Genomic DNA, 23,278 nt, shown 5'->3' on the forward strand with positions numbered 1-23,278 from the left:
ACCTCCCGGGGCCACTGTGGGTGCGTATCCTGACATCAGCTGCACTCGTGGCATGCGCGATTGTCCTGATGGTCCAGTTCCTTTTCCCCTGGATGTCACAGTTCACTACCCTCACCGACTCAACGATTGGTTCAGCACAGCAGCCATGAGCACAACAAAAATCCTCGTCGTGGACAACTACGACAGCTTCGTCTACACCCTGGTCGGCTACCTGCAGGAACTCGGTGCTGAAACCACGGTGGTCCGGAACGACGACGTCACCCTTGCCGAAGCGATCGAGCTGGCGGACGCGCGCGACGGCGTGCTCATCTCCCCGGGCCCCGGCACCCCTGCCGAAGCCGGCGTCTGCATTGAGTTGATCAAATGGTGCGGAGACAACAACAAGCCGATGTTCGGGGTCTGCCTGGGACACCAGGCCTTGGCCGAGGCTTATGGCGGGATCGTCACACATGCCCCCGAGCTCATGCACGGCAAGACATCGCCCGTGCAGCACGAAGGCAAGAGCGTTTTTGCCGGGTTGCCTTCGCCGGTGACGGCCACCCGCTACCACTCCCTGGCGGCTGTCCGGGAAAGCATTCCCGACGTTCTGGAAATCACCGCCGAAACCGCCAGCGGAGTTGTCATGGGCCTACAGCACCGCACTGCGCCGCTGTGCGGTGTGCAGTTCCACCCGGAATCGGTGCTCACCGAAGGTGGTTACCTCATGCTCGGCAACTGGCTTGAATCACTAGGGATGTCCGGAGCGGCCGCGCGTGCGGCCACCCTTAGCCCCCTGATCCAGCGCTAGCCGCCTAATCCGCCCAGGCCGGATCCTCCGCCGCCACCGCCCCGGGTGTCGCTTGGAGACGGCGTGGGCGTCGGAGAGGGGCTCGGCGGCGGGGCGGGAGCCTTCGCGACAATCACGCTGATGGTCTTGCCCTGCTCCACGAGCGAATTGAAAGCATCGCCCTGGCTCGTCACCTTTCCAGGGGTTACTTGCGAATTCTCCTGTTCGGTGACCGCAATGGCCAGGCCGTTCGCCTTGAGTAGCGCTTCTGCATCGGCCTCAGTCAAACCGACGAGTTGAGGCACGGCTACCTTGCCCGTGGACACCACCAGGTCAACGGTGCTGCCTACGCCAACTACGGCCCCGGAAGCGGGTTTGGTACTGATGACGGAGCCCGCCGGAACCGTGGCACTGTTGGCCAAGGTACTCGACCCGCCCACAAGGCCGGCCTGACGCAGGAGATCGCGGGCAGCGGCTTCGGTGAGGCCGCTCAGGCCTGCCGGGACAGTCGCCGAGACCGGGCCGTCTGAAACATTAAGCATGACTTGCGATTTCGGGGCCACTTGGGACCCCACGCCGGGATCGCTGCCGATCACCGTTCCCTTGGGGACCTTGTCATCCGGGACGTGGTTTGACTCCGGGCTGAGGTTGGCGCCGTACAGCGTCTGCAATGCCGCGGCTTCGGTCATGCCGGCCACCTGTGGCACTGCGATCAACGCGGGCGGAGCCGGCTTCTGGTTGACCGTGCTGTACACCCAGAATGCGCCGCCGGCCAAGACCAGAAGGACGAGAACAACCACTACCGCGGTCCATGCCCGACGGCGGGACTTCTGCCGGGCGGTCCGCTCGCGTTCGGGGGTGAAACCAAGCGGCATGGCGCCGTCGTGGTCTGCTTCGGATTCCGCTTCGCCAGCCTGCAGGGCCAGCATGTCCTGGTCGGCGGCGTTCTGACCGTTTCCCGACCTTCCGGCGAGGGTGGTGTCGAGGAATTCGGCGCCCGTCAGGCCCCGCGCCAAAGTGCCTTCCGCAATCTGCCGCGTCGGCGGCACGACGTCCTGGACGTCCGTGGGTGCTCCGGCGGCAACGGCCGGGACGGCCACGCCGTTCTTGGCAGCACGCAAGGCGCGGCGGAACGCAGCTGCATCCTGGAAACGATCGGCCCGGTTCTTTTGCAGGCCTTTGGCCAGGACACTGTCCAGCGCTTCCGAAACGGCCGGATTGAACGTGCTGGCCGGCTCCGGGACCTCGCGGACGTGCTGGTAGGCCACCGAGACAGGGCTGTCGCCCGTAAACGGCGGGCGGGACGTGAGCATTTCGAACAGCAGGCACGCCGCGGAGTACAGATCGCTGCGGGCATCCACGGTTTCGCCGAGGGCCTGCTCGGGCGACAGGTACTGGGCCGTGCCAACGACAGCCTGCGTCTGGGTCATGGTTGCCGCGGAATCGGCCATCGCCCGGGCGATTCCGAAGTCCATGACCTTCACATCGTTCGAGTCCCCGGTCACCATGACGTTGGCAGGTTTGATATCGCGATGGACGATTCCGGCCTTGTGGCTGTATTCGAGCGCGGCGAGGACCCCAAGGATGAACTCGATGGCCTGATCAATGTCCAATTCCTTGGCGCGGATCAAGTCGCGGAGGGTCCGGCCGGACACGTATTCCATGACGATGTAAGGGACCCGGACGTCCTCGCCCGGTCCGCCGGACACCGTGTACTCGCCGGTGTCGTAGATGGCGACGATCGAGGAGTGGTTCAGGGCCGCCACCGCCTGTGCCTCGCGCTTGAAGCGCGCATGGAACTGCGGATCCCGGGCAAGATCGGCACGCAGCAGCTTCACGGCCACTGTCCGCCCGAGCACAGTGTCGGTGCCCTTGTAGACATCGGCCATGCCACCACGGCCTAGCAATTCACCGAGTTCGTACCGCCCGTTGAGGACGCGCTGGGATGTCATTGGAGTGCTGTCCTCTCTGTGGGCAGGGGTGGAGCGTCCGGTTGGCATGGTGTCTTAGCGGCTGGCTGAGGGAGAAGCGGACGCGGCCGACTTGGACAAGTGGTAGGTCACGACGGACCCGGCGTTCACCTTTTGCCCGGCCGCAGGATCTGAACTGACGAATGTTCCGGGCGCCTGGCCGGTTGCCCCGTCAACGGGATCTCCCGTGACCCAACGGAGGCCGGCACCCTCGATGGCAGCCTGCACTTGTGACTCGGTGGCACCCTTGCCGATGGTCGGCACAGTGACCATCTGCGGTCCCTTGGAGTAGGTGACGGTGATGGTCGATCCCTTGGCCACGGGGCCGGAAGGATTGATGTCGATGACGGTGCCGGGCGCGGACGGATCGAAGACCTGGCTTCCGCTGACCACGAGGCCGAGCGCGTTGAGGTCCGAGCGCACCTTGTCGTACGGCTGTCCCTTGTACTGATCCGGGATCAGGTTGATGGTCTCGGGAGTCGGCGTTGTCGGCGTCGGGCTAGCGGATGTCTCCGTGGGGCTCGGACTTTCCGAGGTTGGGGGCGCGCTCGAGACCTGGCTTGGAGGGGCCGTCGTCGCTGGCGCGGGACTGCTCGGCGAGAACAGCCCCGACTGGGTCAGGATCGCCCCCGCTATGGCGAGCAGCACGAGCGCGATCAGCGCGATGAGCGGCCACGTCCATGGGCTGCGTTTCTTCCGCGGCGGCTCTTCCCGGTACTCCTCTTCCTCATGGATGTACTGGTTGTGCTCGTCGGCCTCGTTCAAACTGCGCTCGGCGGCCAGGGCATTGGCGCGGGCCAACGCGTTTCCACCTTCAGCGGCAGCCCCTACCGCTGCGGCGCCTGCTGCTGCGGCGCCGATCACCGGGAGTGCCGAGGTCGACGTCGAACGGGCTTCCCTGCCGTACGGCGAGGCCACAATCCCGGTGGGAGCGGTGGCGATGTCGGTCGGCGCTGTGATGGGGCCCGTGGCGGATTCGAAGAGCAACATTCCCGGCACTGCGACGTGTGCCGCGGCTATATCGCCCGCGCGGATCGCTTCCGCGGCCTCGGCCAGCTTGATGGCATCCGCAGGACGGTTCTTCGGATCCTTCGCAAGCATGGACATCAGCAGGGCGCGTACCGGGGTGGGCAGGCTTTCGGGAAGCGGCGGCGGCGCGTCGTTGACCTGGGCCAGCGCAATGGCGATTTGGGATTCGCCGGAGAACGGGCGATGCCCCGTGAGGCACTCGTAGCCAATAACCCCGAGGGAATATATGTCCGAGGAGCCCGTGGCCGTTTGCCCCGTGGCCTGCTCCGGAGCGAGGTACTGGGCGGTACCCATGACCTGCCCGGTCTGCGTGAGCGGAACCTGGTCTGCCAGGCGGGCGATGCCGAAGTCGGTGATCTTGACGCGGAAGTCCGGCGTGATCAGGAGGTTGCCCGGTTTGATGTCGCGGTGCACCAGGCCCTGGGCGTGCGCGGGGGCCAGTGCCCGGGCGGTCTGGGAAATGATGGACATGGTGCGGTCCGGCGAAAGAACCTGCTCGTGTTCCAGGATGCTGCTCAACGGCTGGCCTGGCACCAATTCCATGACCAAGTAGGCGGAGCCGTCTTCCTCTCCGTAGTCGAAGACGTTGGCGATCCCCACGTGATTAAGCAACGCGGTGTGGCGGGCCTCGGCACGGAACCGCTGGAGGAACCCGGGGTCACCCGTGTATTCCTCCTTGAGTACCTTGATGGCGACGATCCGGCCAAGGATCTGATCCTTTGCCCTCCAGACCTCTCCCATGCCGCCAATCGCAATGCGACTGGTCAGCTGGAACCTGCCGCCGAGGGTGATTCCTGACGTAGGCCTCACTTATTCAACACCGCCTCAAAAATCTTCTTCGCGTTCGGACTGGTTAGCTTTGCGCCGGTAGACACATCAACGCCTTCCATGACAATGGTGACGGCTACCTGCGGGTCGTTGGCCGGGGCGAACCCGGTAAACCATGAGTTGTTCAAACCTGTATCTCCGAGTTGCGCCGTACCGGTCTTGCCGGCCACCTGGATTCCCGGTACTGCGGCACCACTCGCAATGCCTTGCGATACGACGTCGGTCATCCATTGAGTGATCTGGCTGGCGATATCGGGCGTGGTGGACGTACGCAGCGCCTCGGGCTTGGGTTCGCTGATGACGCGCAGGTCCGGTGCCCGCACAGTCTTGATGAGGTTCGGCTTCATCTGGACGCCCTTGTTGGCGATGGCCGCCGTCATCATCGCGATTTGCAGCGGAGTGGCCCTGACGTCCCGCTGCCCGACGGCCGACTGGGCCAGCGCGGCCTGGTCCAGATTCGTGGGGAAGACGCTGACCGCGGACTGAAGCTTGAGCTGGTCCCCGAAATCCTGGCCGAAGCCGAACTTGCTGGCCTGGTCCGCGATGGCCTTCTGGCCCAGGTCGAGGGCGATGCTCGCGAACGGCGTATTGCACGACTGCTCAAGGGCGAAAGGGAAATCGGCCGTGTTGCGGGTTGAGCAGTTGCCGCCGGCGTAGTTGGGCAGCGAAGCGCTCGAACCGGGCAAGGGCAGGCTGTCCGGGTTCGGCAAGACACTGTCCTTGTTGTACTTCCCGGAACTCAATGCAGCGGCAGTATCGACGAGCTTGAATACGGAACCGGGCGCCAGCAACTCGCCGGTGGGTCCGCTCACGGACTGGTTGAGGTTGATGCCGGGAACCTGGTTGATTTGGTCGTAGCCGGCCTTTTCCTTGGCGGGATCGTGCGTGGCGATCAGGTTGGGATCGTAGGACGGTTTGGAGACCATCGCGATGATCGCGCCCGTCTTGGGGTTGGTGACAACGATCGAGCCGCGCTGACCGTCAGGAATGAGGTCGTAGGCGAGCTTCTGGATCACGGGATCGAGGGTCAGTTCCACCGAGGCGCCCTTTGGCTGGCTGCCGAGGAAAATCTGGCTTACACGGTCCAGGAAGAGCTGGTCGGAACTGCCGGCCAGTTCGTCCCGGAGCTGCTGCTCGAGCCCGGTGGATCCATAGGTCCGTGAGAAGTAGCCCGTGATTCCGGCATAGAGCTCCGGCTGGGCGTAGCTGCGCTGGTACTTGCAGGTTTCGTCTCCAGCAACGGATTCCGCGACTGGTTTGCCGCCCACGATGATCGCACCGCGGTCGTTGCAGTAGTTCGCCAGGACAGCGCGCTGGTTCCACGGATTGTCATTGAGGTCGCCGGCGCCGATGACCTGGACATAGCTGATCGCGCCAAAGAGCAGGGCGAACATGGCAACGGCTGCCATCCACGAATTGCGTATGGAATGGTTCATGAGGTCTGCACCGCCTCTGTGGGGGCATGGGTAATGGGCGAGGTGTCCACCGGGCCGCGCGCGGTGTTCGAAATCATGAGCAGCAAACCCACGATGATCCAGTTGGCAAGCAGTGAGGAACCGCCTGCCGCCAGGAAGGGAGTGGTGAGCCCGGTCAGCGGGATGAGCCGCGTGACGCCGCCGATCACCACGAAGCACTGCAGCGCGATGGCAAAGGAGAGCCCGCACGCCAGGAGCTTGCCGAACGCGTCCCGCGCGCCAAGGGCCGCGCGGAACCCGCGCGTGAAGAGCAGCATGTAGAGCAGCACGACGGCAAAGAGGCCGACCAGTCCGAGTTCCTCACCGATGAGGGCCACGATCATATCGCTGTTCGCAAACGGCACCAGGTCCGGCCGGCCCTGTCCGAGGCCGGTGCCGCCGAGGCCGCCGTCGGCCATGCCGAAGAGGCCCTGGACGATCTGGCCGCTGCCGCCCGGGGACCGGTCGAAGACTTCCGGGGTGAAGGCGTTCCACCAGCTGTCCAGCCGGAACGCAACGTGCGAGAAGAACTTGGACGCGAGGAATCCGCCACCGAGGATCAGGGCGCCCCCGATGACCACCCAGCTGATCCGGCTTGTTGCCACGTAAATGATGACGATGAACAAGCCGAAGAAAAGGATCGACGTGCCGAGGTCCCGCTGGAAGACGAGGATGCCGATGCTCACGAGCCAGGCCGTGATCATGGGGCCGAGATCCTTGAAGCGCGGCAATTGCATGGGGCCGATCTTGCGGCCGGCCAGCAGGATGAGGTCGCGGTTGGACGAAAGGTAACCTGCGAAGAAGATAGCCAGGGTGATCTTGGCGATTTCGCCTGGCTGGAAGGTCATGGGACCGAGACGGATCCATACGCTCGCGCCAAGCACCTCGCCGGCTGAGATGCCCGGAACGAGCGGCAGCACAAGGAGAACTGCGCTGGCCGCCAGCGCGATGAAGGTGAAGCGGCGAAGGAGGCGGTGGTCCTTGACGAACCAGATCACGACGATTGACACCGCCATGGCCAGGAGGGTCCAGCGCAACTGGTTGTTACCCGTGTCCTCGCCAGGCTGATCCATGCGATGGATGAGGGCCAGTCCCAAGCCGTTGAGGGCAACGACGATCGGGAGCATGATCGGATCGGCATATTTTGCGCGAAACCTGAGGACCATGTGGAACGCAAATGCTGCCACGATCAAGAGACTCGACTGGAACCAGAAATCGCCGTCGAACGCGGTCGCATTATTGAGCCCGACCATGGCGCTGGCGCCGATTCCCACCGCGAGGGCAAGGACCAGCAGGACGAGCTCGACGTTGCGGCGTGGCTGGGGTGCGGTAATGGCCAGAATCATCGGGACACCGCGCACGAAGGGACCGGCGTGGACGTCGGTGACGATGTTGGCCGGTTCGAGGGACTCGGGCTTGGCGTGGGACTTGCCGTAGGGGTGAGGCTTGCCGTCGGTGTGGCGGTAGCCGTCGGGCAATTGGCCGGCAGCCCTGTGGTGCCGTTCTCCTGCAGGCTTTTCACAATCTGCTGGGCATCGGAGAGATCCCGTGCCGGAACGGTCTGGCGAAGTGTCTGTTGTGTGTATTCAGGCAAAGAGTCCATGCGGATATTCGTCGTGGCCTCTACTTTCGACAGCTGGAACGGGCCAAGGCTCTGCGAAATGCCGTTGAAGATCGCGACGTGCTGGTTGAATTCACCGACGTAGTAGCGGGTCTGGGTCCACGCATAACCGAGCCACAGCCCGGCGATCACGAAAATGGCCAAGACCGCTGCGATAGCAGGGGTCAACCAGCGCCGCTTCCGGGCGACAATCGGCTGGGGATCCTGACGGTCCTGTTCAGCCTTGTGGGTCAGTACAGTGGCGGCACGGCGTGCAACACTGCGCCCTGCGATGGTGGGGATCGAACCCGTATCGGCGGCGGTTGCGGCGGCACCGACAAGTTCGTGCGGGCGGCTCGAAAGCTCCTCGCGGAGGATCTCGGCCGACAAGTGCTCCCCAAGGTGCGGGTCTGTCGCCGTCGGAGGTTCGGTAGTCCCGGCGGGATTTGCGGGAGCGCCCGCTTCGGGCTCCGCGGGCGCGGTGGGCTTTGCCGCGGCGGCGGAAGGTCCTGCGTCGGACGTTGTTTCCCGCGGCGGGACCCGGCCCGTTGCGGGGGCGTTGGCCCCGGACTCTTTAGCCGGTGCGCTGGCATCGCTGCCGTGCCCGTCCTTGCGCGGTGCGGCTTTCGCCGCTTCGGCCGCGTTCGCTGGCGCCGGCGCTTCCGGGACGACGTCGACGGCGGCCGTGCTGAGGTTGTCGCCTGTCTCCTCCACGATTTCCAACAGCACCACGGTGACGTTGTCCGGAGCGCCGTTGGCGAGGGTCAGCTCAATGAGGAGCTCTGCGCATTCGGCAAGGTCCTTGGTTTCGCGGACTACTTGCTCCACGACGGCGCCTTGGACGTAGTTCAGGCCGTCGGAACAAAGGAGCCAGCGTTCGCCGGGTTCGACGTCGAGCTCGTCCAGGTCCAGCTCGGGGCTGGCGTCCACGTCCCCCAGAACGCGCATGAGGACGTTCTTGTGCGGGTGGGTTTCGGCTTCCTCCGGGCGCAGGCGGCCCTCGTCAATCAACCTCTGGACGAAGGTGTGGTCCACGCTGACTTGTTCGAATTTGCCATTGCGCAAGCGGTAGGCCCGGGAATCGCCGATGTGCGCGAAGTGCAGCCGCCTGCCTTCGAGCAGCAGGGCAGTGACCGTGGTGCCCATGCCTGCGAGCTTCGGGTCAACGTGGACAAGCTCGGAGAGGAGGGAATTGGCGGTCTGGATTTCATCTGCCAGGACTGTTTCCGCGCCGTCCGGGTAGGAATCGTGATCGAGGTGGATCATGTCCAGCACGGTGGACGCTGAGGCGACGTCCCCGCCCGCATGCCCGCCCATGCCGTCCGCGACGACGGCAAGGTGCCGGCCGGCGTACGCGGAGTCGTCGTTCTTCGAGCGGACACGCCCGACGTCGGACCGCGCCGCGTAGCGCATGATGAGGGGAAGTTCCGGAGGCAGCGACTTGCCCTCGGAGGCCTGCGGGGAAGCCATGGGCTACGGCCTCAATTCGATGACCGTCTTGCCGATCCTCACGGGGACGCCAAGCTCCACCGGCAGGGCGCGGGTCAGTTGCTGATCGGCGAGGTAGGTGCCGTTGGTGGAACCGAGATCTTCGATGAACCAGCGGCTGCCTTGCGGGAACAAGCGTGCGTGCCTGCCCGAAGCATAATCATCCTCGAGGACCAAGGTGGCCTCTTGTGCGCGGCCCAGCAAAATGGGGCTCGCGGCCAGAGGAAGCGTGGTCCCCTTGAGTGGTCCCTCAACGACGACGAGCTGGTGCGCCTGCTGCTTCACGGGCTGGGGCGGCGCGGGGGCGAGTTCCGGATTCTTGCGTAACTCGCGTGCCGTCGGAGTCCCCATTGCGGCTTTGCGGCCGATCACGAGATCGCGGCGCATGGTCGAGACGATGCTGAAGATCAGGACCCACAGCAACAGCAGGAAGCCGAAGCGGAGTGCGGTGATGGTCAGTTCGCTGATGTCGCTCACGGGCGCCCACCAGAAGGCTGGGGGAGAAGTCTGAAGATGATCTTGGTCCGTCCCATGGTGATGGTGGATCCGTCAGTCAATTCCACACTGCCGTCCACTTTGTGGCCGTTGACGTAGCTTCCATTGGTGGAACCGAGGTCGACGGCGTGGATGACCCCGTCTGCCGTCTGGATTTCCAAGTGCTTGCGCGAGACGCCGGTATCGTCCACCAGGATGTCGGCCTCGGAGGACCTGCCCAGCACGATCGAAGGCGCGTTGAGGGAATAGCGTTGTCCGCCTATGTCCAGGACAGGCTGGAGCCGTGTGGGTTCGCGGTTTGGCGCGGCGGGAACGACTGGCCGGGGAGCAGCGGGCGCGGCAGCCCCGTTGGATTTCTCGGTGCTGGACGTGATTTCGAAATGGCCTTCGCGCTGGGCCTCGTCGTGACGGAAAGAGATCCGTACCGGACCCTGCAGGATGTAACCCTGGCTGCGCACGTGCTGGATGACGACGTCGCACAATTCTTCGGCCAGTGGGGTTCCCCATTCCTGGGCGCGCGTGAAGTCCGCATCGCTCAAGAGGACATCGAAGATGTTGGGAGCCAAGGTGCGGCCGGCCGAAATGGTGATGGACTTGTTGTCCAGTTCACGGCGTAGCTTGCTGGCTATCTCCACCGGCTCCACCTTTGCCCGCGAGCCGGTGGAGAAGACGCCGCGGACGGCCTTTTCTATGCCACGTTCAACCCTGTCAAGCAAGCCCATGGTCCTTCTCCTTCCGTTTCGTTGACTCTGCGATATCAGTAGCCAAGACGAATCCCCGCAGTGGCCGGAGCGCACGCAAGGAGCCTGTCTTCAACCCCGATACTACTGGGCAAGACTGTGAATGGCCTTATTCCACAACGCCTGGAAGGCCGGAAAAGTTCGGCGGCCCGCATCATTTCGCGACGCTTCTCGCGTGATTTCAGCACCGTGCGGGGGACCGGCAAAGCGGGGGATCCCGGGGTTTTACTGCCCCGACCTTGGGCGATTGGCGTTTTCAACAGGTTGTCCGTTATGCTTGATCTCGCTGCTTTCGCAGGGGTGAGGCCGGGGAAACCTGGTGCGGCCCGGGCGAAGGAAGTTGCGCGCGAGTGGCGGAACGGCAGACGCGCTGGCTTCAGGTGCCAGTATCCGAAAGGGTGTGGGGGTTCAAATCCCCCCTCGCGCACGCAATTCAAAGGAACCCCGGTCTCTGACCGGGGTTCCTTTGTTTAACTCACCAAACCCCGTAACTCCCAACTGACTCGCAGTTGTTGTCGTTATGAGCCCTCATAACGACAACAACTGCGAGTCAGTTGGGCTGCACCCGCAGCGCGCCGAGGCCGGTGATCAACGCATCCAAGCCCATGGCGAACGCGAGGTCGGACGGGTAGTTGTTCCGTTCGGGTCCGAGGCTGCGGACCGCCGAGGTGAAGTGCGGCGTGGAGTCGGCCAAGCGGCCGGAGTCGAAAATGTCCGCCGGCGCGTTCGCGTCGAACGCGGCGCCGAAAATGTAGGCCTCAAGGGCCACGATGCTCGGGATGATCTGCTGCTCCGGGAAGCCGGCGCGGAGGAAGCCCTCGGTAACGGCTTCGTACATGGCGAGGGTCTGTGGGGCGTCCGTCACGGGAAGAACCGCGATCACCGAGATCAGCGGGGTGTGCCTCGCGAAGATGCCGCGGTAGGAATAGGCCCATTGCCGGACAGCCTCCTCCCAGGGCAGCGTGCTGAAACCCCCGAAGTCGACTTTGGACATCAGGTCCTCTTCAACGAGTTTAAGGACCTCGTCCTTGGAGGAGACGTGGTTGTAAAGGGCCGACGGCGCCACGCCCAGGGAGCGCGCGAGTGCGGCCATCGTGAGGCCGTCGTAGCCCTTCTTGCTGATCAGTTCCAAGGCCGCGGCAGTGATGCCGTCCTGGTCGAGGACCGCCGCCATTGGCCGACCTGCCCTGCGGCGCGCTTTAGTCTCGCCGGGAGCCGGGGTGGGTTCAGGCATCGCTGACCTTTCTGGAAGCAGTGTCATCAGCATTATTCCATTTGGGTCTTCACAGCCGGGGCCAATCCAGCTACAGTTGAGATAAATGAACGTCATTCATTTATTGGTCAGCCAACGGGGACGGCCACAGAAAGGACATCATGTTGAATCTTGATCGCGACGTCGTAATTGTCGGTGCCGGTCCGTCGGGGTTGACGGCCGCCCGCGAGTTGAAGAAGGCCGGGCTCAGCGTTGCCGTGCTCGAAGCACGCGACCGCGTCGGTGGCCGTACGTGGACCGACACGATTGACGGCGCCATGCTGGAAATCGGCGGACAGTGGGTGTCCCCGGACCAGACCGCCCTCATGGGGCTCCTGGACGAGCTGGGCTTGAAAATGTACTCCCGCTACCGCGACGGCGAATCGGTGTACCTCTCGCCGGACGGCACCCGCACCCGCTACACCGGTACGTCCTTCCCCGTAAGCGAGACCACTGCGGCCGAAATGGAGAAGCTCACCGCCATCCTGGACGGCCTCGCCGCGGAGATCGGCCCGGAGGAGCCATGGGCCCACCCGAAGGCCCGCGAATTGGACACCATTTCCTTCCACCACTGGCTGCGCCAGAATTCCACGGACGAGGAGGCCTGCAACAATATCGGCCTCTTCATCGCCGGCGGCATGCTGACGAAGCCGGCCCACGCTTTCTCGGCCCTGCAAGCGGTGCTGATGGCAGCCTCGGCAGGCTCCTTCTCCAACCTGACGGACGAAGACTTCATCCTTGACAAGCGGGTTATCGGCGGGATGCAGCAGGTCTCCCTGTTGATCGCCGCGGAACTGGGCGACGACGTCGTACTTAGCAGCCCGGTCCGCACCATCAACTGGGAGGCCGCCGGCGAAGGCCATCGGGTCACCGTTGAATCCGAGCGTGCAACCGTCAATGCGCGATTCGTGATCATGGCTGTCCCGCCGAACCTGTACTCCCGCGTGTCCTTCAACCCGCCGCTGCCGCGCCGCCAGCACCAGATGCACCAGCACCAGTCCTTGGGCTTGGTCATCAAGGTGCACGCCGTCTACCGCACGCCGTTCTGGCGCGAAGACGGCCTCTCCGGGACGGGCTTCGGCGCCGACGCCCTGGTCCAGGAGGTCTACGACAACACCAACCACGGAGACGCCCGCGGGACCCTGGTGGGCTTCATTTCGGACGAAAAGGCAGACGCGGTCTTCGAGCTCAGCGCCGGGGACCGCAAGAAAAAGGTCCTTGAGTCCATCGCGGGCTTCCTCGGCGACAAAGCGCTGGACGCCGAGGTCTACTACGAATCCGACTGGGGTTCCGAAGAATGGACCCGTGGGGCCTACGCGTCCAGCTACGACCTGGGCGGCCTGCACCGTTACGGCAAGGACCAGCACGCCCACGTAGGACCGATCTACTGGTCTTCCTCCGATCTGGCTGCCGAAGGCTACCAGCACGTGGACGGCGCGGTCCGGATGGGCCAGGCAACAGCCGCCAGGATCGTCACCGCAAACAGCCGCGTCGTAGCGGTACCGGTGGCCTAGGACGAGTTACCGATCGACACGTGAGGTCTCGGCGCTTTCACTGGTTGAAAGGGCCGAGACCTCACTTTTGGAAGCCCGGGCGAGCCGCCTACGACGCAGAAACGCCCGCAGCTGCTTCGGCTTCGACCATCGCCACATCCAACTTCTCGACCGCGCGGGCATAGTCCGTCCCTGCGGTGAGGCGGCACCGTTGGGCTTCCTGCAGCGCACGGACTAAAGCGGCGGTCTGCGGAACGCTGACATCGCTCATGCCGGGGAAGTCGATGCCCTTGGCGGGATCGAGTTCATACCTTTGCCAGCGGGCCAAGAGGGCGTCGTGACGGGCTGCCGCTTCGGTGAAACCGCTGCGGTCCTGACGGTTCCGCTCCAGTGTCCGGCCGACCGCAAAGGCTGCAATAGCGGCAGCTACGCCGAGGAAGAGCATCAAGAGCCCGACGGCGGGCGAGGCCAACGCGGGAATGACGACCGCCGGGACAATCACCACGAGTCCGGCGAAGATGTTCCAGAAGGTGGCGTCCGGCTCTTTGACGAACTCCCGATCGCGGTGGCCGAGGTGCCCCTGCAAGTCGGGATGGCCGCCGTCGGGGGCTCCGTGGACGGCCGCTTTCCGGACGGTGTTGACGGTAAAGACCACCGCGCACAGAAGCAAAAGCCCCCACAGCCCGACCTCCCAGGCCGTCAGCTGGATTCCAGTTGTGGCGGGCAATCGGACCACCTCCACGCGAACGCGCACCGCTCTCAAATTCAGTATGCGCCGAGGATGGCTCGGAGGCGAGGGCCCCGATTCCGTGCCTAAAAGCAGGAAGGCGGACAACCCGGTCCGGGTTGTCCGCCTTCCTGTGAACGTCTTTTGGAGCTTAAGCGTGGTCCCGCTTGGATGCCTTCGGTGCGTCCCGCTTGGCAGTGGCGTTGGACTTGGCTTCCTTCGTGGCTTCCTTTTTGGCAGCTTCTTCCTTGATGCGCTTTGCCTCGGAGCGCACGGCTGCGTGCGTGGCGCGCTCGACGACGAGCCACTGCGGGGGAGCTGCCAGCAGTTCGGTGATTTCCGCCGTCGTGAGGGCCTCGGTGATTCCGCCGCGGGCAAGGCCGCTGATGGAGATGTTCAGCTTCTGTGCCACGACGGGACGCGGGTGCGGACCCGTCCGGCGGAGCTCGGCGAGCCACTCCGGGGCATTGGCCTGGAGCTCGGCGAAATCGGCGCGGGTGATTTCCGAATCCTGGAACTCCTGGGGTGTTGCAGGCAGGTAGATGCCAAGTTTCTTGGCAACGGTGGCCGGCTTCATGGACTGGGAGTTTGCAGAGGTCATGGTTCAAGGGTATCCGCCCCTGCAGGGAAGTGGCACAGCCCCTGTTCTAGGATGAATCCATGCCGCACACAAGAGTCGCCGGGGCCGCCCGGATGGTCCCGGTGACCCAAGCCTCGGCGTACCGTAGGCGTCGATGAATTTCAGCGGGATTCCACGGTGGGTCTATGGCCTGGCGGTAGTGGGCGGCTTGTTCGTCCTGTTGCCGCTGGCCGCCATGGTTGCAAAGGTCAACTGGACACAGTTCATCCCGCTGGTGACCTCCGATTCCTCGCTCACGGCGTTGGGTCTCAGCCTCCGCACCTCTGCCGCGAGCACCGCGCTCTGCATCGTCTTCGGCATCCCGTTGGCGCTTGTCCTAGCCCGCCGGCCCTTCCGCGGGCAGCGGCTCCTCCGTGCCTTCGTCCTCCTGCCCTTGGTGTTGCCACCCGTGGTGGGCGGGATCGCGCTGCTCTATACGTTCGGTCGGCAGGGTCTTCTGGGCAAGAGCCTTGAACTCGCGGGCATCCAGATCGCGTTCTCGACGACGGCGGTGGTCCTGGCCCAGACGTTTGTCGCCTTGCCATTCCTGGTGGTCAGCCTCGAAGGCGCCTTGCGGACGGCCGGCAACCGCTACGAAGCCGTTGCCGCGACGCTCGGCGCCCGCCCCACCACCATCTTGAGGCGCGTGACCATCCCGATGGTCCTCCCCGGCCTTGCCTCGGGGGCGGTGTTGTCCTTTGCCCGCAGCCTGGGCGAGTTCGGCGCCACGCTGACATTTGCGGGGAGCCTGCAAGGTGTCACGAGGACGCTGCCGCTGGAAATCTACCTGCAGCGAGAGACCGACGCGGACGCCGCCGTCGCCCTTTCGCTGGTTCTCGTCGCGGTGGCCGTGATCGTCGTCGGACTGTCTTACCGGCGTCCGCACCGCGCGGATCTTCCCGCGGAGGCAGCCGCGTGAGTTTCCAGATCGACGCCACCGTCCGGGCCCGCAACCTGGACGTGTCACTGACCCTCGGGCAAGCGGAGACCGTTGCGATCCTCGGACCCAACGGGGCCGGAAAGTCGACGCTTCTCTCCGTCGCGGCGGGACTCTTGCGGCCGGACGCGGGCTCTGCCCGCCTCGGGGACCAGGTTCTCTTCAACCTCGACGGCGGCGGCCGGGCATGGACCCCTCCGCACCTTCGCGGCACGGCGCTGTTGGCCCAGGAGCCGTTGCTTTTCCCGCACCTGAGCGTCCTGGACAACGTGGCATTCGGCCCGCGCAGCTCAGGCGTTTCACGGACGGAATCGCGCGAAACTGCGCGGCACTGGCTGGCCGAAGTGGACGCCATGGAGCTCGCCGGGCGCAAGCCGGGGCAGTTGTCCGGGGGCCAAGCCCAACGTGTTGCGGTGGCCCGCGCGCTGGCGGCCAGTCCCGAGTTGCTGCTCCTGGACGAGCCGATGTCCGCGTTGGACATCCACGCCGCCCCGCACTTGCGCCGGCTCCTCAAACGCGTCCTGTCCGGGCGTCGTGCCCTGATCATCACCCACGACGTCCTGGATGCCCTCATGCTCGCGGACCGCGTGATCGTCATGGAAAAGGGCAGGATTGTGGAGGAAGGGGCCACCCGTGAGGTATTCCGACGTCCACGAAGCCCATTCGCCGCGGGCCTGGCCGGAGTGAACCTCATGGCTGGCACCGTCACGGAGGACGGACTCAGGACGGTCGCCACCGTCGAGCTTCCCAGCCTGCATGTCGCGGGAGACCTCGATGACGAAGCGGAACCCGGCCAGCCAGGCGTCGCCGCGTTCCCGCCGTCGGCCGTTTCCATCTTCCTGGACGCTGCCCACGGCAGCCCGCGCAACTCGTTCCCGGTTGCGATCACGGATCTTGAACCGCATGGGGACCACATCAGGGTCCGGGCCGGCGATCTGGCAGCGGACATCACGCCCTCAGCGTCCGCCGAGCTGGGATTGGAACCGGGCTCGCGCGTCCACTTTGTAGTCAAGGCGACAGCGGTCCAGGTGTACGCGGCGTAGCTTGGGCCGGCGCTGGGTTGGCTACGGCCCGCGCGGTACTGTGAACTGGTGCCATCCGATCAAGAATCCCTGCCCGCCGTCGGTACCCCCGACGCTTCCGACGCTGAAACCAGCGGGCCCCAGGGGCTCACTTTCGCCTATGTCGCCGGCGTGACGCCCGGGAAATGGATCCGGCGCTGGGAAGAGCGCATGCCGGATGTTCCGCTTCACTCGTTCATGTCCGACGACGGCGCGCAGCTGGACGTCCTGCGCGACGGCTCCGCGGATCTCAGCTTTGTCCGCCTGCCGGTGGATCGCGATGGACTGCACGTGATTCCGCTCTACGAAGAGCAGCCTGTGGTGGTGGCCCCGAAGGGCCATGAAATCTCGGTGTTCGAAGAGGTGGCGCTGGAGGACCTCGCGGAGGAGAACTTCCTGGATGTCGCCGGAATGGGCGGGCCGGAGATGGCCATGCAGGTGGTGGCGTCCGGTGCCGGCCTCGTGATCCTGCCGATGTCCGTGGCCCGGCATTTCAATGTCAAGGACACGGTGGCGCGCCGCCTGACAGGGGCCGAAGGGACGCAGATCGGCCTCGCCTGGCCGAGCGATTCCACGAGCGAGGTCATCGAGGAATTCATTGGCATTGTCCGGGGCCGCACTGCGCAAAGTTCGCGGCAGCCATCGGCTCAACAGGAGAAGCCCAAGAAGGCACCCAAGCCGGACCGGCGAGGCACGGGCGCCAAAAAACCGGCGGTTGCCCAGCGTTATGCCCCGAACCCGGACAAGGGCCGTGGCAAGGGCTCCCGCAAGAAGGGAAAGCGCTAGGCCATGGGACTTGGAGCGAAGCCGACCATCCGGGACGTCGCCAGGAGTGCCGGCGTTTCCCTCACCACCGTGTCCTATGTCTTGTCCGGGCGCCTCGGTGGCACCACCCGCATCAGCGACGCGACACAAGAGCGGGTCCAGGCAGCGGCCAAGGAATTGGGTTACGTACCCAATCAGGCGGCCCGCGGAATGCGCCGCGGCAAGACCGACCTCGTCGCGATTGCCATCGGCGACCTGGAATGGCCGTGGGACCGGGCACTCGCGACGGCCGCTGCACGCATATTGCCCCAGCACGGCTACCAGCCTGTGATCCTCATCGGCGAAGGGTGGCGGCGGTTCATGCTCTCCGGGGGTGCCGACGGCGCCATCATCGGGGCCCTGCCGCCCGGGACCCTTCTTGACCTCACCGTGGGGGAGCTGGCCAGGCGCGGAGTAGCCCAGGTGGTCATTTCGGACACGATGCAGCCTGCCGGATTTGATGTCCTGGCACCCGGTTCGGCAGGCGGGACTCCGGAACCGGAAGCGCTCGAGGGAGCCGTCACCCTGCTTCTGGATCGGCTCGCCGGCCGCACCATCGGCGCGGGAACCACCAAGGCCGCGCCGTGGGAGTTCAAGACTCCGTAGTGCCCAACTAGTCCCCACCGCCACCCTCGCCTCGCAAGTCCCCACCGGCTCCCAGCCTTCGCAAGCTCAGGCAGGGCCCCTCGCCGGCGGGCCCCCACGGCCAGGGAACCCGGGCGGCGTGTGCCCAACTAGCTCGCATTAGTTGTCGTTTTGGTGGCTCATAACGACAACAACTGCGAGTCAGCTGGGGGGTGTTCGTTGGGTGGGCCCGGGACGTTAGCCTGCGTTGAGCTTGCCCGCCAGCCGTTCGCGCATTCGGACGCTCGCCGCGTTGAGGCCGATGAGCTCCACCTCGCGGCCGTGCCTGCGGTATTTCTCGGTAACGGAATCCAACACGGCCACGGTGGAAGCATCCCAGATGTGCGAGGCATGCAGGTCGATGACCACGTGGTCGATTCCCTCCGAGGAATCCTTTGCATAGTCGAACTGCGTGTAAAGGTCGTTTGAGGAGGCGAAGAACAACTCGCCATCCACCGTGTAGCTCGCCACGGTCCGGCCGTTGAGCTCGAATTCACTCCGCTCCACGGTGGCGAAATGGGCCACTCGGCGGGCGAACAGCACCATGGCCGTGAGGACGCCGGCTCCTACCCCGATGGCCAGATTGTGCGTCGCCACCACAACGGCCACCGTCACGAGCGTGACGCCGGTCTCGGACTTCGGGAGCCGCTTTAGGGTTGCGGGCCGGATCGAATGCCAGTCAAAGGTGATGAGGGAAACGAAGATCATCACAGCCACCAAAGCGGCCATAGGTATGGTGCCCACCACGTCCCCGAGCGTCACCACGAGCCCCAACAGGAACGCTCCCGCCAGGAAGGTTGACAGCCGGCTGCGGGCACCCGAACCCTTCACGTTGATCATGGTCTGGCCAATCACGGCGCAGCCGCCCAAGCCACCCAGGAAACCGGTGACGATATTTGCAATGCCCTGGCCCCAGGAGACCCGGGTCTTGTTGGAGCGGGTATCCGTGATGTCATCCACGAGCTTGGCCGTCATGAGGGATTCCAGCAGGCCCACTAGCGCCATGGACAAGGCGAACGGCGCAATGGTCTGGAAGGTCTCCCAGGTCAAAGGCACATTGGGCACGAAAAGCCCGGGAAGGCTGTTGGGGAGTTCGCCCTTGTCATGCACAGTGGGAACGCGGATTCCGGCCAGCGCCGTCACGATCGTGAGGGAGACGACCGCCACCAACGGTGCGGGCACCGCCGTCGTGATTCTGGGCAACGCGAAGACGATCAGCAGCCCCACGGCCACAATCGGGTACACCATCCAGGGGACGCCGATGAGCTCAGGCAACTGGGCCATGAACACCAGAATCGCCAAGGCATTCACGAATCCGATCATCACCGAACGCGGAATGAATCGCATGAGCCGCGTGACGCCCAGGACCGCCAGGACTATTTGGAAGACCCCGGCGAGGATGACCGTGGCGATCAAGTAGTTGAGCCCGTGATCCTTCATGACGGGGGCAATCACGAGCGCGACGGCACCGGTGGCTGCGGATATCATGGCGGGCCGGCCACCCACGATCGCTGTGGTGACCCCCATCGTGAAGGACGCGAAGAGGCCGATGCGCGGATCCACGCCGGCAATCACGGAGAACGCGATGGCCTCAGGAATGAGGGCAAGCGCCACCACCAAACCAGCCAACGCTTCTGTTTTGAGCCTGCGGGGCGAGCGCAGCGTAAAACGGAGGGACTGGAGCTGCTCGGGTGTCATGGGTCCTTAGCTGTTGGTCAGGCGGTACCGCTCAATCTGCTTGAGACGTCGCTGGAGGCTGTCCCGCCGGGGGTGGGGGACGACGTCGGGCGCCTCAGCGGTGAGGTCGATGTGTTCAGTGCCGTACTGCCACAGCAGGAGGTCATCCAGGAGGCGGTCCGGTCCGGGGGAGTAACGGTGGTCCAGGGCTTTGCGGACCTCGGTGATCCGGTTGGCGCTGAGGAGTCCGGCGAGTTCCACGGTCTTGTTCAGTCCGTGGGCCGCAAGGAGCTCCGCAGCCCAACCCCAGTCATCATCAACTTTACGGTCAACGTGCGGAAGCAGCGTTCGCCAGACGTCCCGCACCCGGTTGGGCGTGAGCGGCATGGAACCTTCGCCATCGAGATCCCAGTAGCCGCGGACTTCCTCGTAGCGTTCGTGGAGGTCGGCGAAGGCGCTCTCCACCGTTTCCAGCATTGCGGCGGTGGCGGTGAACTGCCGGTCGAAATGCGGCGTCCAAGCGCGCGGATCCTCGGCCTTGAAGCGGATGTCGTGTTCGATTTCGCTCCAGGCGTGCGCGAAAACCGTACGGATCTGGCATTCGAAGAAGTAGCTGCCATTTGGCGGGATGTCCGGATTGAAGACCTGCTGGTAGGCCTTCACGGACTCGTTCTGGATGGTGCGGAGGATAAGGTGGCGGCTCGAGTAGCCATAGGTACCGGACTCGATCGAACCGATGTCCTTCTCAAGGTCGCCGCGGCAATCGAAAAGCTGGCGCTGGCGCTTGATCAAGTTGGCAACAGCGGCGTTCTCGGCCGGAAGCTTGGTGATGACGCGCAGCCCCACCATGTCGTTCAGGGTCCGGAACGGGTCCGGGAACTTCAGCACCCGCGGGCCGCCATCCAGGGGCACCTCGGTACGGGAAATCTTCTCCCGGAAAGATTCCACCGTCTTGGTGCGTCCGGTGACGAAGAGCGGAACGGACTCGCTGTTCTTGAGCATGTCCCGCAAGGTCAACAGGACGTCCCGGGTGACGAGTTTCAGGGCAGGCCGAACGCGTTCGTAGAGTTCCACATTCGCTTGTACTGATTCGCGCAGCTGTGGATCCAAGCTGTCCCAATTGCTAGCCATGCCTCCAGCTTACGGCGGAGGGCTGACAGTGCAGGGGAGCCGGACCCTCAGGGCTTATCGCTGCGACACCTGGAAGCAGGCAACATCGTACTGGGAATGGGGGAACAGGGGCTCTGCGTTGATCCTCAGGCCATTGCTCCCGCTCCGCGTCGCTCCTCCGCGATAGGCTCGGCACAAAGGAGGACACGATGAAGCGGCACAAGTACTACTACGGCCAGCACTCCAGCCAATGGGGCGAGCTGTTCGTACCAGACAATTCGCTCCAATCACACCGCAGCAGACCCGACGGCGTGGTGGTGGTGATCCACGGAGGCTACTGGCGCTCCCAGTACGGCGCGGAACTCGGCGAGCCGATTGCGCGGGACCTCGCTGCGCACGGAATTGCGGCCTGGAACCTTGAATACCGGAGGGCAGGAAACGGCGGCGGCTGGCCGCATACGTTCGAAGATGTCCTCGACGGAATTGACCACCTGGGCGAGATCGCCGGCAAGCATGAGCTCAACCTGAGCAAAGTAGTGGCGCTGGGACACTCCGCGGGCGGCCATCTGGCCGTCTGGGCCGCCGGGCGCGACAAGCTTTCCAAGATCGGCGCGGCAGACGCCGACCGGCAGCTCCATCGGCATGACAATGGCGCGGCAGTGCAGCTTACCGGCGTCGTGAGCCAGTCTGGCCTGCTGAACCTGGCGGATGCCGAGCGGCTCAACCTCAGCAACGGCGCCGTCGACAACCTGATGGGTGGGGACTCGGTCAGATTCCCCAAACGGCATATCTACGCGGACCCCATGAGTTCGCTCCCCATCGCCGTCCCGGTCTTTGCCGTCCACGCCGCCGCGGACGAGGACGTCCCGTGCAGCCAGTCCGAGGCTTATGTTGCCGCGGCCACTGCTTCCGGGGGCGCGGCGCAGTTCCTCAAGGTGCCTGGCGACCATTTCGACCTGATCGACCCCAGGGCGGTTGCGTACAAGAAGTGCCGGGAGCTGGTGCAGCGGCTGCTGGTGTGACGGTTTGCCGGGAAAGTCACCGGCTGTCATCGGGAGACGCACACCACATCAACGTGGCAGAGTTGTCCCATGCTGACAGTCATAGGTGAAGCGCTGGTTGATGTCGTCCAGCGTTCCTCGGGAATCGACGCCCACGTGGGCGGAAGTCCGCTCAACGTTGCCGTGGGCCTGGCCAGGCTGGACCATGCAGTCCAGTTCATCGGCCGCTTCGGCAAGGACGCCTACGGCGACTCGATCGCGGCCCATCTGCGCTCCAGTTCCGTCATGGTTCCGCTGCCGCCGGACGAGAGTCCCACGAGCGTAGCCACCGCATTGATCGACGACGACGGCGCTGCCAGCTACACGTTCGACCTCGCCTGGGAGCTTCCCGGCCTCGCCGCGCGCTTGCCTTTCATGCTCCAGGGGACGTCGCTCCTGCACACGGGCTCGATTGCCACCATGTTGGAGCCGGGAGCAGCGGAAGTCCTTGCCGCCGTCGAGCATGCCCATCCGAACGCGACCATCAGCTTCGATCCCAACTGCAGGCCCAGCATCATCAAGGATCGCGACTATGCGCGGGCCCAGGTGGAGCGTTTCGTGGCGCTTGCCGACGTGGTCAAGGCATCCGACGAGGACCTTGAGTGGCTCTATCCCGGCGTCGACGTCTTGGAATCGGCCCGGCGCTGGTTGAACCTGGGCGGCAGCGGCGGACCCGCCGTCGTGGTGGTCACGCGAGGCGCGGCTGGACCCTGGGGCGTTACGGCGGCGGGGGAGGCCCACGTGGACGCCCCGAAGGTGGAGGTGGCGGATACCGTGGGTGCGGGCGATTCCTTCATGGCCGCGCTCCTCTCGGGCATCGTTGACCGCGGGCTGGCCGGGGCCCAAAACCGGGAAGAGCTGCACGCCATGCCAGCCGAAGTGCTCGACGGGATCCTCAACCATGCAGCGCGCGCCGCGGCAATCACAGTCTCCCGGCCGGGCGCGAATCCGCCGACCAGGGCCGAGCTCAACGCCTCGGGCGTCCCGGAGGCCGAACCAAGCATCGAAAGGCAGCCATGAGTTACGCCGACCTTCCCCGCGTCCCATCCTTCAACCTCACCAGCGGTTCGCTGAGGGACGGTGAGGCACTCGGCAGCGCCCAGACCAGCAAGCGATTCAGTGTGGCGGGCGGCAAGGACGAATCCCCGCAGTTGAGCTGGAGCGAAGCCCCCGAGGGCACCAAGGGTTACGTCGTCACCGTCTTCGATCCGGATGCCCCGAGGGCCGGCGGTTACTGGCACTGGGCCGTCATCAACATCCCGGTCAGTACCGACTCCTTGCCTGCAGGCGCCGGCGTTGAGGGCGGTTCGCACTTGGCGGGCGGTGCGCTACAGCTGAAGAACGACGCCGGGTTCCATGGTTACCTGGGTGCCGCGCCACCGCCTGGGCATGGCTCGCACCGGTACATCGTGGCCGTGCACGCGGTCGACGTCGAAGAACTGGCTCTCGACGCCGGAGCCTCCACGGAAGCGCTCGTCCGCACGCTGGCCGCACACACCCTGGGCCGGGCCGTCATCACGGGCCACTTCGAGCGGCACTAGATTTGGGTCGGGTTCGACGGCGG

Annotated in this window: 21 protein-coding genes and 1 tRNA gene; 10 read left to right on the plus strand and 12 right to left on the minus strand. The window is 64.9% G+C overall.

The window, feature by feature from the left end:
• Nucleotides 1-145: 145 nt before the first annotated feature.
• Nucleotides 146-787 carry an aminodeoxychorismate/anthranilate synthase component II gene (locus QRN45_RS02850; RefSeq protein ID WP_241707652.1) on the plus strand — a complete coding sequence of 214 codons (642 nt, stop codon included), beginning with the start codon at nt 146-148 and terminating at the stop codon, nt 785-787.
• Here QRN45_RS02850 and pknB read toward each other — a convergent pair.
• Genes pknB through QRN45_RS02885 form a run of 7 tightly spaced genes read right to left on the minus strand, consistent with a single transcriptional unit; the run spans nt 784 to nt 10,352 of the window.
• Nucleotides 784-2,718 (minus strand): Stk1 family PASTA domain-containing Ser/Thr kinase, encoded by a 1,935-nt coding sequence (gene pknB / locus QRN45_RS02855; RefSeq protein ID WP_264637135.1) that lies wholly within the window; start codon nt 2,716-2,718, stop codon nt 784-786. The two genes, QRN45_RS02850 and pknB, sit on opposite strands and share 4 nt — an antisense overlap.
• A 54-nt stretch (nt 2,719-2,772) precedes the next feature.
• Complete coding sequence (locus tag QRN45_RS02860) at nt 2,773-4,575, minus strand: protein kinase domain-containing protein (protein ID WP_241707654.1); 1,803 nt, start codon at nt 4,573-4,575, stop codon at nt 2,773-2,775.
• Nucleotides 4,572-6,029 carry a penicillin-binding transpeptidase domain-containing protein gene (locus tag QRN45_RS02865; protein ID WP_284762385.1) on the minus strand — a complete coding sequence of 486 codons (1,458 nt, stop codon included), beginning with the start codon at nt 6,027-6,029 and terminating at the stop codon, nt 4,572-4,574. Before QRN45_RS02865 ends, QRN45_RS02860 begins: the two co-directional genes overlap by 4 nt.
• A complete protein-coding gene (locus QRN45_RS02870; RefSeq protein ID WP_241707710.1) occupies nt 6,026-7,393 on the minus strand; it encodes an FtsW/RodA/SpoVE family cell cycle protein in 1,368 nt (455 codons plus the stop codon). The genes QRN45_RS02865 and QRN45_RS02870 overlap by 4 nt, the downstream gene beginning before the upstream one ends.
• Entirely contained in the window at nt 7,390-9,117 is a 1,728-nt protein-coding gene (locus QRN45_RS02875; protein ID WP_284762386.1) for a PP2C family protein-serine/threonine phosphatase, read from the minus strand. Before QRN45_RS02875 ends, QRN45_RS02870 begins: the two co-directional genes overlap by 4 nt.
• Before the next feature lie 3 nt (nt 9,118-9,120).
• Nucleotides 9,121-9,603, minus strand: a complete 483-nt coding sequence (locus tag QRN45_RS02880; RefSeq protein ID WP_241707711.1) for an FHA domain-containing protein FhaB/FipA — start codon at nt 9,601-9,603, stop codon at nt 9,121-9,123.
• A gap of 5 nt (nt 9,604-9,608) precedes the next feature.
• On the minus strand, nt 9,609-10,352 hold the full coding sequence (locus QRN45_RS02885; protein ID WP_241707656.1) for an FHA domain-containing protein: 744 nt from the start codon (nt 10,350-10,352) through the stop codon (nt 9,609-9,611).
• 362 nt (nt 10,353-10,714) lie between these two features.
• Between QRN45_RS02885 and QRN45_RS02890 the strand changes: the two genes are divergently transcribed.
• Nucleotides 10,715-10,797 (plus strand) — tRNA-Leu (locus tag QRN45_RS02890).
• A gap of 123 nt (nt 10,798-10,920) precedes the next feature.
• Here QRN45_RS02890 and QRN45_RS02895 read toward each other — a convergent pair.
• The gene (locus QRN45_RS02895; protein WP_078107031.1) at nt 10,921-11,637 is read right to left on the minus strand and encodes a TetR/AcrR family transcriptional regulator; all 717 of its coding nucleotides are present in this window, start codon (nt 11,635-11,637) and stop codon (nt 10,921-10,923) included.
• A gap of 107 nt (nt 11,638-11,744) precedes the next feature.
• Between QRN45_RS02895 and QRN45_RS02900 the strand changes: the two genes are divergently transcribed.
• Nucleotides 11,745-13,136, plus strand: coding sequence for a flavin monoamine oxidase family protein (locus QRN45_RS02900; RefSeq protein ID WP_284762387.1), 1,392 nt, complete (start codon nt 11,745-11,747; stop codon nt 13,134-13,136).
• An 88-nt stretch (nt 13,137-13,224) separates the two neighbouring features.
• On the opposite strand, the gene QRN45_RS02905 is transcribed toward QRN45_RS02900, so the two are convergent.
• Nucleotides 13,225-13,842, minus strand: coding sequence for a hypothetical protein (locus QRN45_RS02905; protein ID WP_284762388.1), 618 nt, complete (start codon nt 13,840-13,842; stop codon nt 13,225-13,227).
• 151 nt (nt 13,843-13,993) lie between these two features.
• A complete protein-coding gene (locus QRN45_RS02910; RefSeq protein WP_078107028.1) occupies nt 13,994-14,443 on the minus strand; it encodes a DUF5997 family protein in 450 nt (149 codons plus the stop codon).
• 133 nt (nt 14,444-14,576) lie between these two features.
• On the opposite strand from QRN45_RS02910, the gene QRN45_RS02915 reads away from it, so the two are divergent.
• From QRN45_RS02915 to QRN45_RS02930, 4 genes are all read left to right on the plus strand, one after another.
• Nucleotides 14,577-15,380 carry an ABC transporter permease gene (locus QRN45_RS02915; RefSeq protein WP_078107027.1) on the plus strand — a complete coding sequence of 268 codons (804 nt, stop codon included), beginning with the start codon at nt 14,577-14,579 and terminating at the stop codon, nt 15,378-15,380.
• The gene (locus QRN45_RS02920; RefSeq protein ID WP_284762389.1) at nt 15,377-16,441 is read left to right on the plus strand and encodes a sulfate/molybdate ABC transporter ATP-binding protein; all 1,065 of its coding nucleotides are present in this window, start codon (nt 15,377-15,379) and stop codon (nt 16,439-16,441) included. Before QRN45_RS02915 ends, QRN45_RS02920 begins: the two co-directional genes overlap by 4 nt.
• A 69-nt stretch (nt 16,442-16,510) precedes the next feature.
• Complete coding sequence (locus QRN45_RS02925; protein WP_372489624.1) at nt 16,511-17,245, plus strand: LysR family transcriptional regulator substrate-binding protein; 735 nt, start codon at nt 16,511-16,513, stop codon at nt 17,243-17,245.
• Nucleotides 17,246-17,248: 3 nt separating this feature from the next.
• Nucleotides 17,249-17,869 (plus strand): LacI family DNA-binding transcriptional regulator, encoded by a 621-nt coding sequence (locus tag QRN45_RS02930; protein WP_284762390.1) that lies wholly within the window; start codon nt 17,249-17,251, stop codon nt 17,867-17,869.
• 216 nt (nt 17,870-18,085) lie between these two features.
• Here the strand turns inward: QRN45_RS02930 and QRN45_RS02935 are convergent, their stop codons facing one another.
• On the minus strand, nt 18,086-19,585 hold the full coding sequence (locus QRN45_RS02935; RefSeq protein ID WP_284762391.1) for a SulP family inorganic anion transporter: 1,500 nt from the start codon (nt 19,583-19,585) through the stop codon (nt 18,086-18,088).
• Between the two features lie 6 nt (nt 19,586-19,591).
• Nucleotides 19,592-20,695, minus strand: coding sequence for a GTP pyrophosphokinase (locus QRN45_RS02940; protein ID WP_241707665.1), 1,104 nt, complete (start codon nt 20,693-20,695; stop codon nt 19,592-19,594).
• Nucleotides 20,696-20,883: 188 nt separating this feature from the next.
• Here QRN45_RS02940 and QRN45_RS02945 point away from each other — a divergent pair, with 188 nt between their 5' ends.
• From QRN45_RS02945 to QRN45_RS02955, 3 genes are all read left to right on the plus strand, one after another.
• Nucleotides 20,884-21,696 carry an alpha/beta hydrolase gene (locus tag QRN45_RS02945; RefSeq protein ID WP_078107022.1) on the plus strand — a complete coding sequence of 271 codons (813 nt, stop codon included), beginning with the start codon at nt 20,884-20,886 and terminating at the stop codon, nt 21,694-21,696.
• Between the two features lie 69 nt (nt 21,697-21,765).
• The gene (locus QRN45_RS02950) at nt 21,766-22,734 is read left to right on the plus strand and encodes a carbohydrate kinase family protein (protein ID WP_241707666.1); all 969 of its coding nucleotides are present in this window, start codon (nt 21,766-21,768) and stop codon (nt 22,732-22,734) included.
• On the plus strand, nt 22,731-23,255 hold the full coding sequence (locus QRN45_RS02955) for a YbhB/YbcL family Raf kinase inhibitor-like protein (protein ID WP_284762392.1): 525 nt from the start codon (nt 22,731-22,733) through the stop codon (nt 23,253-23,255). Before QRN45_RS02950 ends, QRN45_RS02955 begins: the two co-directional genes overlap by 4 nt.
• Nucleotides 23,256-23,278 lie beyond the last annotated feature (23 nt).

Source organism: Arthrobacter sp. efr-133-R2A-63 (genome assembly GCF_030209795.1).
GTDB lineage: Bacteria > Actinomycetota > Actinomycetes > Actinomycetales > Micrococcaceae > Arthrobacter > Arthrobacter bambusae_A.

Bases quoted from the DNA above. Each gene is read 5' to 3' on its own strand.
- QRN45_RS02935 (WP_284762391.1), bottom strand. From the start codon at position 19,585: ATGACACCCGAGCAGCTCCAGTCCCTCCGTTTTACGCTGCGCTCGCCC.
- QRN45_RS02910 (WP_078107028.1), bottom strand. From the start codon at position 14,443: ATGACCTCTGCAAACTCCCAGTCCATGAAGCCGGCCACCGTTGCCAAG.
- QRN45_RS02945 (WP_078107022.1), top strand. From the start codon at position 20,884: ATGAAGCGGCACAAGTACTACTACGGCCAGCACTCCAGCCAATGGGGC.
- QRN45_RS02875 (WP_284762386.1), bottom strand. From the start codon at position 9,117: ATGGCTTCCCCGCAGGCCTCCGAGGGCAAGTCGCTGCCTCCGGAACTT.
- pknB (WP_264637135.1), bottom strand. From the start codon at position 2,718: ATGACATCCCAGCGCGTCCTCAACGGGCGGTACGAACTCGGTGAATTG.
- QRN45_RS02895 (WP_078107031.1), bottom strand. From the start codon at position 11,637: ATGCTGATGACACTGCTTCCAGAAAGGTCAGCGATGCCTGAACCCACC.
- QRN45_RS02915 (WP_078107027.1), top strand. From the start codon at position 14,577: ATGAATTTCAGCGGGATTCCACGGTGGGTCTATGGCCTGGCGGTAGTG.
- QRN45_RS02885 (WP_241707656.1), bottom strand. From the start codon at position 10,352: ATGGGCTTGCTTGACAGGGTTGAACGTGGCATAGAAAAGGCCGTCCGC.
- QRN45_RS02955 (WP_284762392.1), top strand. From the start codon at position 22,731: ATGAGTTACGCCGACCTTCCCCGCGTCCCATCCTTCAACCTCACCAGC.
- QRN45_RS02930 (WP_284762390.1), top strand. From the start codon at position 17,249: ATGGGACTTGGAGCGAAGCCGACCATCCGGGACGTCGCCAGGAGTGCC.
- QRN45_RS02865 (WP_284762385.1), bottom strand. From the start codon at position 6,029: ATGAACCATTCCATACGCAATTCGTGGATGGCAGCCGTTGCCATGTTC.
- QRN45_RS02940 (WP_241707665.1), bottom strand. From the start codon at position 20,695: ATGGCTAGCAATTGGGACAGCTTGGATCCACAGCTGCGCGAATCAGTA.
- QRN45_RS02870 (WP_241707710.1), bottom strand. From the start codon at position 7,393: ATGATTCTGGCCATTACCGCACCCCAGCCACGCCGCAACGTCGAGCTC.
- QRN45_RS02950 (WP_241707666.1), top strand. From the start codon at position 21,766: ATGCTGACAGTCATAGGTGAAGCGCTGGTTGATGTCGTCCAGCGTTCC.
- QRN45_RS02900 (WP_284762387.1), top strand. From the start codon at position 11,745: ATGTTGAATCTTGATCGCGACGTCGTAATTGTCGGTGCCGGTCCGTCG.
- QRN45_RS02850 (WP_241707652.1), top strand. From the start codon at position 146: ATGAGCACAACAAAAATCCTCGTCGTGGACAACTACGACAGCTTCGTC.